The following is a 13672-nucleotide window of genomic DNA, read 5'->3' on the forward strand; positions in this document are numbered from 1 at the left end:
TCAGGCGTAACTATTTTATCATAGGAGGTTGTATTTTGCTTGAAGCTAAAGCTAATGTCTTCCACCTGCATAGCAGGTGGTTTTTTATTTCGCTCACTTCGTTCGCTCAACACACTTAAGTGTACAATTAGAAAAAGACGCTCTTTTATGAGTGTCTTTTAAAATATATCTGATATTACCGATCTTATGGTGTTAAATTGTTTGATTTCAAGATCGTATTTTTGTGTTAGTTTTGTATTTTGTGAGATGTAAACTTTCTTGTATCCCAATCTTTCGATTTCTTTTAATCTAGTTTCGATTTGTGGGACTCTTTTGATTTCTCCCGTCAATCCAACTTCTCCAATGAACACAACATCTGATGGAATTGGTTTGTTCATAAGTGATGATGCTATCGCCATTATTATGGACAAATTCACAGACTGTTCTTGGATTTTGATTCCTCCTGTGGTTTTGATGATGACATTTTTGTCGTACATATTTATTCCTGCGCGTTCTTCCAATATAGAAATCAAAGTGTTTAATTGGTCTTTGCGAAGACTGTCGCCTATTCTTTGCGGATACGGCGTGAATGATTTGGACACCAACGCTTCCACTTCCACAACCAAAATTCGTGATCCTTCTTTTATTACAGAAAGCGCTGCACCATTTACATCTTTTTTTCTTTTTGTGACGAAATAATCTGACGCATCTGTGATTTCTTTTATTCCATCTTCTTGCATATTAAAAAGTCCAATCTCACCAGTTCGACCGAATCTATTTTTCGTGGTTGTCAACAATCTCAATGGGTCGTCGCTTTCACCTTCCAAATAAAGCACAGTATCCACCAAGTGTTCAAGCGTTCTAAGCCCTGCCATTTCGTCTGATTTTGTCATGTGTCCAACCATAATCGCAAGAGTTGGCTTTTCCGGATTTTTGCAGATTTCTACGATTTTATTTGCACACTCCACAGTTTGTACAGGAGATCCTGGGCGTGAAGTGTATTCTCTAAGTTGGAATGTTTGAATACTATCCAAGAAAATCACATCCGGTTTTATTTTATCGATTGAATCCAACGCATTGTCCATGCTAGTCGTTGAAATCAACCAAATATTTTCTGGAATTTTCACCATAGTTCTCATCGCACGTTGTTTGATTTGCGATGTGGATTCTTCTCCTGAAATGTAAAGAACTTTTATATTTTTAGACGCCAAATCATTTGCAAGCTCCAACAGCAAAGTTGATTTCCCAGCGCCTGGTCTTGCAGTTAGAATTGACACGGAATCTCTGACAAGTCCCCCACCAAAAACTCTGTTCAATTCAGTGATTGAAGATTGAATTCTCTCTGACGAATCAATCTTTACATCGACCAATTTAACAGCTTTTGAAGATTTGCTTGAACTTGACATTTTAATATTTGATTTTTCATCTACGATTTCTTGTTCTTGCATAGAACCCCAGCTGTTACAACTGGGGCATTTTCCTATCCACATGGCTTGCTCGTAGCCACAATTTTTGCACACGTATTTTGTTTTCTTTTTCATATTATTGTTTCACAGTCTTTTTTCGTCTTACATATCTTCTAAAGCTAACCTTGTCGTTAACCACAGTTATAGTTGTTTTTCTATTTTTGTCGATATCTCCGTTCAGGATCTTGTCAGCAAGTTCGTTTTCAATATCAGTTCTGATAAGTCTTTCAAGAGGTCTTGCTCCGAATTTCTTGTCGTATCCCTTGTCTACGAGATAATCCAAGATTTTTTCGTCATACGAAATTATCAAATCATTTTTCGCCATTCTGTCGACTAACTCATCCATCATTAATCCAGCAATTTCTTTGACATTTTCCTTGTTCAAATTGCTAAACACGATAACATCGTCTAATCTATTCATAAATTCTGGCTTGAACATCGACTTCATTGCATTGTTGATAGTTTCTTTGTTTCTGTTGTATTCATCAACTTCGACATCTTCTGCTGTATTAAACCCAATTACGTTTTTGCTTTCAAGTTCACTTGCTCCAATGTTTGATGTCATTATGATTACAGTGTCTTTAAAATTAACCACGCGTCCTTTGGAATCTGTAAGTCTACCATCATCCAAAACTTGTAGAAGCGTGTTGAAAACATCTGGATGCGCCTTTTCAATTTCGTCAAACAATATTACAGAATATGGTTTCGTACGCACCATATCAGTTAATTGTCCGCCATCATCGTGGCCAACATATCCTGGAGGAGATCCTATTAGTTTTGATACGGAGTGTTTTTCCATATATTCTGTCATGTCTATTCTAATCATCGCGTTTTCATCGTTGAACAATTCCTTAGCAAGTTTCTTTGCCAAATATGTTTTGCCGACACCAGTTGGTCCGACAAATACAAATGATCCGATTGGCTTATTCGGATTTTTGAGTCCGACACGCGCTCTTTTAATTGCGTTCGTAATAGAATCAATGGCCTTGTCTTGTCCGATAACAACTTTTTTCAAATTATCAGCCAAGAACAAATATTTTTGCGATTCTGATTCTGTTAGCTTGGACACTGGAACTTTTGCCCAGCGTGACACGATATTCGCTATTTCATCGAATCCAATTTCCAATTTGTTTTCGTCTTGGTCTTCTTCTTCCATTTCTGCTTCTACTTCCTTGATTGCATCTCTTTTTTCTGCTGCAAGTAAGAAGTCAGAATTTTGAATAGCTTCTTGCTTTTCTTCTTCTAATTCTTCTAGGATTTTATTGTAATTTTTGCCACCAGTGAAGTTTTTCACTCTAACCATAGATTGAGCTTCGTCTATCAAATCTATCGCCTTGTCTGGCAAATATCTGTCGTTCAAATATCTATGTGACAATTCAACACTCGCTTTGATTGCTTCATCACTGATTAGAACGTGGTGGTGTGATTCGTATTTGTCCTTCAATCCTTCGATAACTTGAATAGAATCTGAAACAGAAGGTTCATCTACCATAATAGTTTGAAGTCTTCTCTCAAAAGCTTGGTCCTTTTCGATAGTTTTTCTGTATTCATTGATAGTTGTTGCTCCGATTATTTGCAAATCGCCTCTCGCCAATGATGGCTTCAAAATATTGGATGCATCCAATGCACCCTCTGCACCACCTGCGCCCATCAGCGAATGAAGTTCATCTATAAATAAAATTTTGTTTTCTGAATTTGACAAAGTATCGATAACTTTTTTGATTCTTTCTTCAAAATCTCCTCTGTATTTTGTTCCTGCCAACAACGCTGCCAAATCCAACGACAAAATCTCCTTGTCCTTGAAAATATCATTCACTTCGCCGTTTACAATCTTTACAGCCAAGCCTTCCACGATAGCAGTCTTGCCAACACCAGGATTTCCAATCAACACAGGATTGTTTTTCTTACGTCTAAGAAGAACTTGAATAATCCTTTCGATTTCGTCCTCACGACCGATACAAGGGTCAACCTTTCCTTCTTTCGCCAATTCGTTCAAATTCTTAGTGTACTTTTCAATCTCATTTGCCTTTGAAGAATTAGCCGAATTATCGCTGACATTGTCTCGTTCTCTCTTCATCTTCATGAAGAAATATTTTCGAAGTTCCGCTGTCAATTTCATAATATCCACGCCTGTACTCTTCATCAAATGATTAGCGTAGTTCGAACCATCCATGCAAAGGGCCGCCATAATATGCTCCGGAGTAATCGCCCTTTCGCCGTAAGTGTTGGACAACTGTACAGCTTGAGTGATTATCTCTTCAAGTTTCGGGCTAATTCTTTGATTAGTTTCGTTGCTATCTCCATAACCCAACTCATCTATAATTAAATTTCTAATTTTTTCGTAATTTCCACCGTGCTTTTTCAAATATTGAGACGCCTTGAAATCAAACTTGAACATCGCAAGAAGCACATGCTCCACTCCAAGATCAGCGTGCTTCAAACTAATCGCCTCATACACAGCTTCAGTTCTCAAATTATAAATATCTGATTTTCTCAATTTTTCACCTGTCTTTCCAAAGTATCCTTGATAATTTCGCTTCTCAAAACTCCAATGTTTTGATTCAAATTATTGTTTTCGCGAAACTTTTCAAGCTTCAACTTATTCGTCTTATCGTACAAGTCAAGAATTTCATCTACATTAAAACCATCGACAATACCAAAATCAATGGCTATCAGTAAATCTCCAATCCTGTTCATTCCTTCAATTTCATCCAAAACTCTTGAATATTTGAGCATCGACACACTCCTCAAAAGGTCATCCTTAAACTCAGGATTATTTTCGAATAAAATGCGTCTGTTTTCCATTTCCTTTCTAGAAATCGAATCAATCAACAGCGTCATATCATTAATAATATATTCAGGATCTGTCAAATGACCGTTTGTTGTAAGCCTGTAAATCGAACTTTTCGTATTAGAATTGAAAGCTCTCTCAAACATATATCCTCTGTATCTTGCAACATCTTGAATATCGTCAATCTTGTTGAAATACTCCAAAGCCTTCAAATTCATACACACGCTCACACCCATCATACAACCCGAATCGTAGAAATCATCTGACAAATATCCGAAATCAATATCGAAAGCAAAATTCAACTTGTCATTCAATTTTTCTTCAATCGTTAAACATTTTTCGTAAATATCTCTCAAATTTTTTCCAAAATCATATGCAGTAATGCAGATGTGGTCATTGTCTGCCAAAGTAAACACGCATTTTTCATCGCTATTTATAATAACTTCGGGTGACACATCCTCGTAATAAGCACTGGAAATGTATCCTTGTTTTCTCAGATAATCCCTGTTCGTGCTTTTAGTATCCTTAAAAGAATAAACGCTAGACTCCTTCAAATATCCCAAATTATTCAATTCTTTTTTAATATCTGATTTCATATCGTCGCAAGAATCCGTGTCTATAACCAACATAAAATTATAGTCCGACAAATTTCTCCTCAACGACACATCAGATTTCATTACAACACTTGAATTATTCATAACATTTTTCCCTATATTCTTGTAATTTCAATTCCAAATCATCAATCTTCGTTTGAATATCGTGACACTTTTCAAACTCCTCATTATCCATTGCTATGAAAAGCTCATCTGACAAACTATCCAATTTCTCCAAAATTTCCTTTGCCTTTTCAAAATTCTTAGGGAATTTGCCCCTGTAATATTTTGGATAGCTTTTTGAATTTCTCTTATCCATGATGAAATCCCTGAAATGATCGTAGCAATATTTGCAACCAATCGACGAATAATTTTTCAATTCATCAAACGGCATATTGCACACTGGGCACACACTCTTATCATCAGCATCTTTCTTTGACGGTTGTTGTACCTTTTCAAATGGTAAATGTTCCACCACATCAGAAATTTGTTTTGCGATTTCTTCAAAAAGCTCCTTGTTTTCGTTCAATTCTTCATTAGAATCAAACTTAAAATCAGAATTTGAAATAATCTCATTCTTCAAATTATTCATATATTCTTCATAGCAATCATGACACAAATTCACATCACGAGCACCAAAAGGTCCCACAATCTTCACTTGAATAAAAGCAGGTTTGCCACAATTATCGCAATTCATATAATCACCTCTATCTCATAAAAGCCAACAACATATTCTTCAACAAATCAGCCCTCAGAATATTCCTGTCATTAAAATCCACCTTCGACAAAGTATTGTCCTCCAAAGCGTGAACCATAACCAAAGCTTCCCTTTCAGTTATCAAATCCTCATCCAAAAGCATATTAATAATATTGTTTGACTTATCCTTCGTAATTCTATCTCCAATAACATTTTCGACAATCTCCTTAATCGGATTAGTGTCTTCAATTGTTAATTTTATTATTTTAACATATCCACTTCCACCGCGTCTACTTTCAATATAATAACCCTTATAAGGAGTAAATCTAGTAGTCAGAACGTAATTAATTTGCGATGGAGCGCAATTAAACTGATTGGCAAGATCATTTCTACCTATTTCAATGAAATCATCGTCAGTGTTACTCAACAATTCCTTCAAAAAAGCTTCAATGCTGTTACTAAGCCCTGCCATACTATCACCTCTTTTGACTTTCTCTGACTAATTGGATAAAAAAATTTATCTTTCTTAAATTATACCATCTTTGACCTTTCATATCAACAACAAAATCCTACAACATTTCTAATATTTTCAAAGAAAAAGGAAAGCTATTAAAGCTTCTTTGAAAGATATTTTAATACTTTGAGAATAAAGTTCATTTTGTATCGTAAATTATTTATATTACTATGTATCTAACGATACTTATTGTCGGTAGACTTTTTAGTATTCCCTTTATTTAAACTATTTTTGAGGAGAGATTTTAAAATAGATATGCTAATGATTAAAAAAATATCGAGTTTGATTGGGATTATCCCAGGAAGAATTTGCTGATAAATGCGGAATGCACCGTACATATATAAGCACGATAGAATGTCATAGAAGAAGAATTTCACAATATAATATTCAGAAAAATTGCGGACGCTCTTGAAATTGAAGTTTATAAGCTTTTTAAAGAGGAAATTGTCAATGACAAGTAAAAAAACTAAAATCGAATTATTTGAGGAATTGGTAGGAATTGATAAAAACGGATTTAGCAGATGGGTTTCTGTTGATGAATTATTAAGCAATCTTTCTAACGTTGACAAGTGTTAATTTTCAAACCCTAAAAATATGACCCTTCAAAACTTTTAACTACTAAGGATATTCCTCAAAAAATTTTATTTAAATACCGAAAAGAATTGATTTTACTTATATAACAGTTGTATTATTATTCCTTTTTGTTAAATTGCTACGAAAAAATGAACTTCAAATGAAAAATCCTCCTATTTTGTTTTGCTAACAAATACGGAGGATTCTACATGAAATATTAATTAATCTCAAAAAATTTAAGGTATATTATTTTAATTCATTCATTACATAGGCAATCATTACTGCCATTCCCTTTTCAAATGCACTTTCGTCCAATGCAAACCTAGAATTATGATGTGCCCAGCATTTACCGTCTATTTCAAGAGGGTTATGAAGCAAGAAGAATGCTCCTGGTTTTTCAGCCAAGTACCATGCAAAATCTTCTCCTCCCATCACTGGTTTTTTCATTTCTTTAACATTTTCAGGATATAATTCCTTTGCATAATCAATTAGTTTTCCAGCTATTTTTTCATCATTAACAACTGGTGGTGGTTGCCAAAAGTATTCATATTCTACGTTTGCTCTGAACGATTTTGCTATCCCTTCCGAAACCTCTTTTATTCTGTTTTGAATAAACTCTCTATTTTCGTTAGTTACAGCTCTTACTGTTCCCTCAAGGTAAGCTTCATTTGGTATAATATTGAATGCACTTCCCGATTTAAACACACCGATTGTAATAACTCCTGGTTCTGTTGCTGCTATTTCTCTGGATAATATTTCTTGTATAGCTGTAACGATATATGCACCTATAACTACAGGGTCCTTGGATGCTTGTGGATATGCTCCATGTGCTCCTGTACCTTTTACTTTTATAGTAAATTTATCCATACAAGCCATCATACTACCTCTAGCAAATACCATGTCACCGACTGAGCCTTCACTTGATATGTTACCAACGTGTAGTCCTATGATTTCGTCAACATCATTCATAACTCCATCTTCACATAAAAACTTTGAACCTGTTCCTAACTCCTCAGCTGGTTGAAAGATTAATTTTACAGTACCATTAATTTTATCTTCATTTTGTTTTAATACTTTTGCAACTCCAAGTAGCATTGATGTATGTGCATCATGTCCACAAGCATGCATTTTCCCGTTTTTCGATTGAAATTCCAATCCTGTTTCTTCTACTACTGGCAAACCATCCATATCTGCTCTCAATGCAATTGTGTGCCCTTTATTAGGATTAATATACCCAATAACTGCTGATTTTCCAATATCAGTTCTATATTCAATTCCATATTCATCTAATTTTTCTTTAACAAATTTTATTGTATTCGATAAATCAAATCCAACTTCAGGATTTTCATGAAGGTATCTTCTGTTTTTAATAACTTCGTCTAATACTTTTTTAGCTTCTTCCTTACAATTAATCATCTTATCCTCCTATTTTTATTTTTTACTATCATATTTTTCTAAAATAAATCCAAAAATTATTGTACCAAAAACTAAAATTGGAATAATAGCAAATGGTTTAACATGGAAATGAATTAAAATCAATGCTAATACACTTGCGAATAATCCATATTTTAAATTTTTAATAGCTATCATCCCGAACATTGCTCCAAAAATAGCTGGAGAAACGTATTCAAAAGCTTCAATAACGATTGGTGGAAAAATTGACATTAGAGTTGCTCCACCAAAAGCTGCGATACTTACAACAATAATATTTGTTACAATGCTTCCCGCAATCCCTATAGTAGAAACAAGTTCTGCTTTTTTTGTTCCTGGTTGAACTCCTAATGACTCTTGTGCTATTGCAGCACATGGTATTCTAACATTTGATATGTTACCTGATAAACAAACCATATATGTTCCTGGCAAGCCAACCATTGGAAAATAAGAAATAGGTTCTATAATTGCGTAAATTCCGTATATTGAAGCTATCAATCCCCATCCTGTTAGGATGTCATGTACAGACGGCAATGTGTGATATACAAGCCATACAACTAATGAAGGTATAAAACACAATGGGATAGCTAATAAATTAGTCAATCTACCATATTTTATTATAGGTTTTGTAAATTCTTGCTCGTATTTTTTTAAATCATAATTTTCCATATTACACCCCTAGAAACATTTTCTTAAAGATTACAGCAACCATCATCGCAAGTATCATTGCAACTCCTAGACCATATTCTTTGAATTTTGGATATTTTTTGCTTATAGATTCAAATAAAATCATAAAACAAAAACCTGAAATAGCCGCTACCATGAATGGAACTTTTTTTGTGTCAAATAGACCAGGATAAATTTGATTAAAACATAAGTACCCAAATGCACCACACATAGCCGCTACCATGATAATACTAAGTCTTTTTGGATTTCCCTTAGAAACCTTTGCTGATAAAATTTCTAATTTATCAGCCAATAGTCCTGAACTAAGTAACCAAGCACTACCATTTAACGCCATAACCCATGTTGCATTTGCAAAATTAAGTATATTATAATCTGGACTAGTCAAATTTATTCCTTGTGCTTGTGCCGCCATTTGACTAGCTGCAAGTTCAGTAGGAGCTGCTCCGATTATCGATAATCTCATCCAAGCAAGCGGTCCTCCTATTACTGCCATTAATCCTAACATAACAACAAATACACCTAGAGCAGGACCAATCGCTGAAGTTGCCCCTATTTTAAATGCTCTGTTTGCCTCTTCGTCGCTAAGTCCAACAATTGGTCCAGCTTTTTTTGCTTTTTTGTAAAAGATAAACGCTTGTACTACTACAGCTACTGCAACAGGCATAGTCGATAACCATAGAATTGCTGAATTAGCAACATTCAAATACTCTTTCATAATTCTCTACTCCTTTCTTTTTCAGATACCATTCATTATTATGAATACGATATCCTTATGTTTTTATTATACCACTTATATTTTTACTTGTAAATAGAAAAATTTTATTGCAAAAAATATTGCTATTATTTATAGTCAAAAAATATTAGTGTTTTTTTAATAGTTTTAATTTTATAATATATTATTACAATAATTAAACGACAATAAATTAGAAGTAATTTATATAAACGTTAAATCAAAAAATAATAAGTATTCAACAATAACTTCTATTTGGATGATTTATATGAATTTTAAAATAAAAAAGGATGCAACTTATAAAAAGTTTGCATCCATCGCAAAAAATCCCCCTATTATTTTTCGTTTAAATACTTCAATGCAACTGCACCCATGGCTTTTGCTGCAATGATCATAGAATCTTCATTTATTGTGAATTTTGGATGGTGATGTGGATATGCTTTGCCATCTGGCTTTGCACCAATATAGAAGAAACTTGCCGGAATTACTTGTGAATAATACGAGAAGTCTTCTGATTGTGCTTGTGGACCGCAATCTTCAACACCAACAACTTCAGGAATATTTGCTTCTGTTACAGCATCAACTACAAGTTGTGTCATCTCATCGTCATTCATCAACACTGGATAATCATTTTTGTAATCCAATTCGATTTCACAACTATACGCCTTTTCCAATCCTTCGCAAATATTTCTAACTTCTTGTTCTATAAGTACTCTTGCATCATCAGACATGCATCTAACGTCTCCTTCAAGAGTTACTGAGTCTTTGATGATATTAAATTGACCCTTACCATCGAATGAACCAATAGTTACAACGCCTGGAGTCATTGGATTTAATCTTCTGGAAACTATAGTTTGCAAACTCATAACCAAATTACTAGCGATAACGATAGCATCATTTGCTTCGTGAGGAGCAGCGCCGTGTCCACCAGTTCCCTTTACTGTCGCAACGAATTTCGCACGAGCTTGTTGTGTATGTCCTTTGTGGTAATATACTTTTCCAAAATCCAATTGACTCATAACGTGACAACCGAAAATATTGTCAACGCCATCCAAAACGCCATCTTTAATCATAAAACTTGATCCTCCTGGTGGCATTTCTTCTGCTGGTTGGTGAATGATTACAATTTTACCAGAAAAATCATCCTTCATTTCTACCAAACAATCTGCCAAAGTCATCATATATGCAGTGTGTGCATCGTGACCACAAGCATGCATTACGCCCTTGTTTTTAGAAGCATAATCAAGACCAGTATCTTCTGTGATTGGAAGCGCATCAAAGTCTGCCCTCAAAGCTACAGTCTTTCCTGGCTTACCAGAGTCAATCGTAACCTTTATTCCATATCCTCCGATATTTTTTTCAACTTTTACATCATTGTTATTTTCATAGTGCTTGTAAATATATTCACTAGTTTCCTTTTCTTCATAAGAAAGTTCAGGATGTTCGTGAAGCCATCTTCTGTCATTAAACATATCATCTTTCTTTGAATCAATCAAAGAAAATAATTTATCATAATTCATATAAAATTCCCCTTTCATAGTAGTATATATACCCTATTTTTGATGAAAAGTATCCGCTTAGGATTTTAAAATTTAATTGTATACTGATTCGAAAACATAAATAAAGTCCTAAGCCGTTAAATCACTCAGCCTAAAATCATTACCTAAGTTTAGTTTTACAATTCACTAATTTTATCCAATATGCTTTCTGCAAGTTTCCCATCTTTAGTTATATTGTAATTTTTATCAAATCCATTAACTTTAAGAAATTTAGAAATCACATCTTCTATCCTTATTATATCTTCGATATTTAAGTTATTGATTCCTTCCAATTTTAAATCTTCTAATAATTTAATTTCATCTTCAGTAAATATCTTTTCTATCATTTTTACTTCCTTTAACTGTAAACTGGGGTTTTATTAGCCATTTACTTTTTGTCTACTTTATAGTATAATTTTTATAAGGTATTGGAGGTGTTAAGCTTAGAGCTTAATACCCTAAAGATTTCAGCAATTCTAAAATCTTTATAATTAAATCAATAATAGGCGTTATGATTTTAATTATTTTTAAGGTTTTATAAATTGCTTTTTTTATTTTATTTCTATTATACAATTTATTTCAAACTACCAAAACGTTGATATAATAAAAATATAATAACATAAAAAATTACAGGCAATTTTCATTGCCTGTAATTTATAAAAATGAGATATATGATTAATTATTTTCCCCAAACTTTTTCAGCTATTTTCTTAATGAGTTTTAGCTTTTCCCATTGTTGTTCAATCGTCAATATGTTTCCATTTTCGTTAGATGAGAATCCACATTGTGGGCTTAAACACAACCTATCAAGAGAAATGAACTCTGCTGCTTTGTGAATTCTTGCAATTATTTCTTCTTCGTCTTCTAGTTCTCCTCTTTTTGATGTGATAAGTCCAAGAACGACTTTTTTATCTCCTGAAACGTATTTTAATGGTTCAAATCCACCGGATCTTTCGTCATCGTATTCAAGATAGAACGCATCTACATTTTCTTGTGCAAATAATATTTGTGCGATTTTGTCATATGCTCCTTTTGCTGCGTAAGTTGATTCGTAATTCCCTCTGCAAACGTGCGTTGTTATTGTCAAATCTTCTGGTCTATCTTCAAGTGCTAAGTTGTTGATTCTCAAATATCTGTTAGCTTCGTCATCTAATGAAACTGATTCGCCGTATTTTCTGTTGATATAATCAGAATCTACTAACATTCCCCATGTGCAATCGTCAAATTGTATATTTCTGCATCCTGCATCATACAAATCTTTGATAACTTGTTTGTAAGCCTTCGCAATATCTTGCTCCAACTTTTCGTAATCTGGATAGATTTGTTTTGTAATTTCTGCATTATCTTCTCTGAATAATTCTACGATTAATTGCGCTGGTGCAGGTATTGTTTGCTTTGCTATTGTATTGTCATCTTCAAATTGTTTTACGAATTTAAAATGTTCTACGAATGGATGATTTTCGCCTGTGATTTTTCCTTCAACTTGTACAGATGTGTGATAAGTTTCCTTACCATGGAAATAATATCCATGGTCAAGTTCAACTCTTTTTATTCCGTTAAGTCCCCAGAAGAAATCCAAATGCCAGCTTTTTCTTCTGAATTCTCCATCAGTTATTACGTGATAGCCCAATTCCTTTTGTTTATCGATTAATTTTTTGATGCATTCATCTTCTATTTCTTTTAGTTCTTGTTTTGTGATTATTTCTTTTTCGAAGTCCGTTCTAGCTTTCAGTAATTTTTCATCTCTCAAGAAACTTCCTACATAATCATATCTAAATGGTACGTGTAAACTCATTTTCAATCTCCCCCTTAATGTTTTCTATTTTGCTGGTATTATTTCACCTTCAAATTTTTCTTCAATATATTTCTTAACTTCGTCTGATTGGAATGCTTCCAATACTTTCTTGTAAGTTTCGTTGTCTTTGTCTGCTTCTCTTGCTGCTATTACATTTGCAAATGGGTTTCCTTCAGCTTTTTCTGTCGCAATCGCATCTTTCTTTGGTGATAGGTTTGCTTCTAATGCGTAGTTTGAATTGATTACGGCAATTGCAGCGTCTTCGTATGCTCTTGGAATTGTTGCAGCTTCAACTGGTGTGAATTTCAAGTTCTTAGGATTTTCTGCAATGTCTTTTTCAGTAGCTTCCAATCCTGCATCAGCTTTTAATTTGATTACATTGTTTTCTTCCAATAATTTTAATGCTCTTGCTCCATTTGTAGCATCGTTTGGGATTATAACTTCATCTCCGTCTTTTAATTCATCAAGTGATTTGTAATTTTTAGAATAAACTCCCAATGGTTCGATGTGAACTCCACCTAATGATACGATTTTTGTTCCTCTTTCTTTGTTGAAGTTTTCCAAGTAAGGAATGTGTTGGTAGAAGTTCAAGTCGATATCTTTTTCTTCAAGTGATGTGTTAGGTGTTACATAATCGTCAAATTCTTTGATTTCGAGTTCAATTCCATCTTTCGCCAAGATTTCTTTTGCTTTTTCTGCAATTTCTTTGTGAGGTGCTGGAGATACTCCAATTACAACCTTCTTGTTTTCTGTGCTTTGTGATTCTTGTTTTGCACTTTGTCCGTCTTCTTTTTTGCTTTCTTTTTTAGCACATGATGTTAATACCAATGCTAATGCCAATACTACTAATAAAATTTTCTTTTTCATTTTTACCACTC

General features: G+C 33.8%; 14 protein-coding genes. 2 read left to right on the forward strand and 12 right to left on the reverse strand.

Annotation, left to right across the window (positions count from 1 at the left end; all coding sequences use genetic code 11):
* Positions 1-158: 158 nt before the first annotated feature.
* The 5 genes from radA to B9N53_RS06790 are packed head-to-tail and all read right to left on the reverse strand — an operon-like array spanning position 159 to position 5998.
* Complete coding sequence (gene radA / locus B9N53_RS06770) at positions 159-1520, reverse strand: DNA repair protein RadA (protein WP_094204253.1); 1362 nt, start codon at positions 1518-1520, stop codon at positions 159-161.
* 1 nt (position 1521) lies between these two features.
* A complete protein-coding gene (locus tag B9N53_RS06775) occupies positions 1522-3942 on the reverse strand; it encodes an ATP-dependent Clp protease ATP-binding subunit (protein ID WP_094204254.1) in 2421 nt (806 codons plus the stop codon).
* A complete protein-coding gene (locus B9N53_RS06780) occupies positions 3939-4934 on the reverse strand; it encodes an ATP--guanido phosphotransferase (protein WP_094204255.1) in 996 nt (331 codons plus the stop codon). The genes B9N53_RS06775 and B9N53_RS06780 overlap by 4 nt, the downstream gene beginning before the upstream one ends.
* Positions 4927-5526 (reverse strand): hypothetical protein, encoded by a 600-nt coding sequence (locus B9N53_RS06785; RefSeq protein WP_094204256.1) that lies wholly within the window; start codon positions 5524-5526, stop codon positions 4927-4929. Before B9N53_RS06785 ends, B9N53_RS06780 begins: the two co-directional genes overlap by 8 nt.
* Positions 5527-5536: 10 nt before the next feature.
* Positions 5537-5998: a CtsR family transcriptional regulator gene (locus tag B9N53_RS06790; RefSeq protein WP_094204257.1), complete on the reverse strand. Its 462-nt coding sequence runs from the start codon at positions 5996-5998 to the stop codon at positions 5537-5539.
* Positions 5999-6326: 328 nt separating this feature from the next.
* Between B9N53_RS06790 and B9N53_RS09530 the strand changes: the two genes are divergently transcribed.
* Together B9N53_RS09530 and B9N53_RS09150 are read left to right on the forward strand one after the other, a co-directional pair.
* A complete protein-coding gene (locus B9N53_RS09530; RefSeq protein ID WP_199797388.1) occupies positions 6327-6452 on the forward strand; it encodes a helix-turn-helix domain-containing protein in 126 nt (41 codons plus the stop codon).
* Between the two features lie 38 nt (positions 6453-6490).
* Entirely contained in the window at positions 6491-6616 is a 126-nt protein-coding gene (locus tag B9N53_RS09150; RefSeq protein WP_148131327.1) for a hypothetical protein, read from the forward strand.
* Between the two features lie 243 nt (positions 6617-6859).
* Here B9N53_RS09150 and B9N53_RS06800 read toward each other — a convergent pair whose 3' ends face one another.
* The 7 genes from B9N53_RS06800 to B9N53_RS06830 all read right to left on the reverse strand — a co-directional run bounded on the left by B9N53_RS06800 (position 6860) and on the right by B9N53_RS06830 (position 13661).
* Positions 6860-8029 carry a M20 metallopeptidase family protein gene (locus B9N53_RS06800; protein ID WP_199797389.1) on the reverse strand — a complete coding sequence of 390 codons (1170 nt, stop codon included), beginning with the start codon at positions 8027-8029 and terminating at the stop codon, positions 6860-6862.
* 15 nt (positions 8030-8044) lie between these two features.
* Complete coding sequence (locus B9N53_RS06805; RefSeq protein WP_094204258.1) at positions 8045-8713, reverse strand: hypothetical protein; 669 nt, start codon at positions 8711-8713, stop codon at positions 8045-8047.
* A 1-nt stretch (position 8714) separates the two neighbouring features.
* Positions 8715-9446 carry a DUF5058 family protein gene (locus B9N53_RS06810; protein WP_094204259.1) on the reverse strand — a complete coding sequence of 244 codons (732 nt, stop codon included), beginning with the start codon at positions 9444-9446 and terminating at the stop codon, positions 8715-8717.
* 350 nt (positions 9447-9796) lie between these two features.
* Positions 9797-10981 (reverse strand): amidohydrolase, encoded by a 1185-nt coding sequence (locus B9N53_RS06815; RefSeq protein WP_094204260.1) that lies wholly within the window; start codon positions 10979-10981, stop codon positions 9797-9799.
* Positions 10982-11136: 155 nt separating this feature from the next.
* Positions 11137-11346 carry a hypothetical protein gene (locus B9N53_RS06820; RefSeq protein ID WP_199797390.1) on the reverse strand — a complete coding sequence of 70 codons (210 nt, stop codon included), beginning with the start codon at positions 11344-11346 and terminating at the stop codon, positions 11137-11139.
* A gap of 332 nt (positions 11347-11678) precedes the next feature.
* Complete coding sequence (locus tag B9N53_RS06825) at positions 11679-12794, reverse strand: 5-methyltetrahydropteroyltriglutamate--homocysteine S-methyltransferase (protein WP_094204261.1); 1116 nt, start codon at positions 12792-12794, stop codon at positions 11679-11681.
* 24 nt (positions 12795-12818) lie between these two features.
* Positions 12819-13661 (reverse strand): MetQ/NlpA family ABC transporter substrate-binding protein, encoded by an 843-nt coding sequence (locus B9N53_RS06830; RefSeq protein WP_094204262.1) that lies wholly within the window; start codon positions 13659-13661, stop codon positions 12819-12821.
* Positions 13662-13672: the final 11 nt, after the last annotated feature.

Source organism: Finegoldia magna, from assembly GCF_002243175.1.
GTDB lineage: Bacteria > Bacillota > Clostridia > Tissierellales > Peptoniphilaceae > Finegoldia > Finegoldia magna_J.

What these genes read in the sequence shown, in the direction of transcription:
- B9N53_RS06815 (WP_094204260.1), bottom strand. Translation starts at nt 10,981, where the DNA reads ATGAATTATGATAAATTATTTTCTTTGATTGATTCAAAGAAAGATGAT.
- B9N53_RS06810 (WP_094204259.1), bottom strand. Translation starts at nt 9,446, where the DNA reads ATGAAAGAGTATTTGAATGTTGCTAATTCAGCAATTCTATGGTTATCG.
- B9N53_RS06820 (WP_199797390.1), bottom strand. Translation starts at nt 11,346, where the DNA reads ATGATAGAAAAGATATTTACTGAAGATGAAATTAAATTATTAGAAGAT.
- B9N53_RS09150 (WP_148131327.1), top strand. Translation starts at nt 6,491, where the DNA reads ATGACAAGTAAAAAAACTAAAATCGAATTATTTGAGGAATTGGTAGGA.
- radA (WP_094204253.1), bottom strand. Translation starts at nt 1,520, where the DNA reads ATGAAAAAGAAAACAAAATACGTGTGCAAAAATTGTGGCTACGAGCAA.
- B9N53_RS06825 (WP_094204261.1), bottom strand. Translation starts at nt 12,794, where the DNA reads ATGAGTTTACACGTACCATTTAGATATGATTATGTAGGAAGTTTCTTG.
- B9N53_RS06830 (WP_094204262.1), bottom strand. Translation starts at nt 13,661, where the DNA reads ATGAAAAAGAAAATTTTATTAGTAGTATTGGCATTAGCATTGGTATTA.
- B9N53_RS06785 (WP_094204256.1), bottom strand. Translation starts at nt 5,526, where the DNA reads ATGAATTGCGATAATTGTGGCAAACCTGCTTTTATTCAAGTGAAGATT.
- B9N53_RS06805 (WP_094204258.1), bottom strand. Translation starts at nt 8,713, where the DNA reads ATGGAAAATTATGATTTAAAAAAATACGAGCAAGAATTTACAAAACCT.
- B9N53_RS06800 (WP_199797389.1), bottom strand. Translation starts at nt 8,029, where the DNA reads ATGATTAATTGTAAGGAAGAAGCTAAAAAAGTATTAGACGAAGTTATT.
- B9N53_RS06790 (WP_094204257.1), bottom strand. Translation starts at nt 5,998, where the DNA reads ATGGCAGGGCTTAGTAACAGCATTGAAGCTTTTTTGAAGGAATTGTTG.
- B9N53_RS06780 (WP_094204255.1), bottom strand. Translation starts at nt 4,934, where the DNA reads ATGAATAATTCAAGTGTTGTAATGAAATCTGATGTGTCGTTGAGGAGA.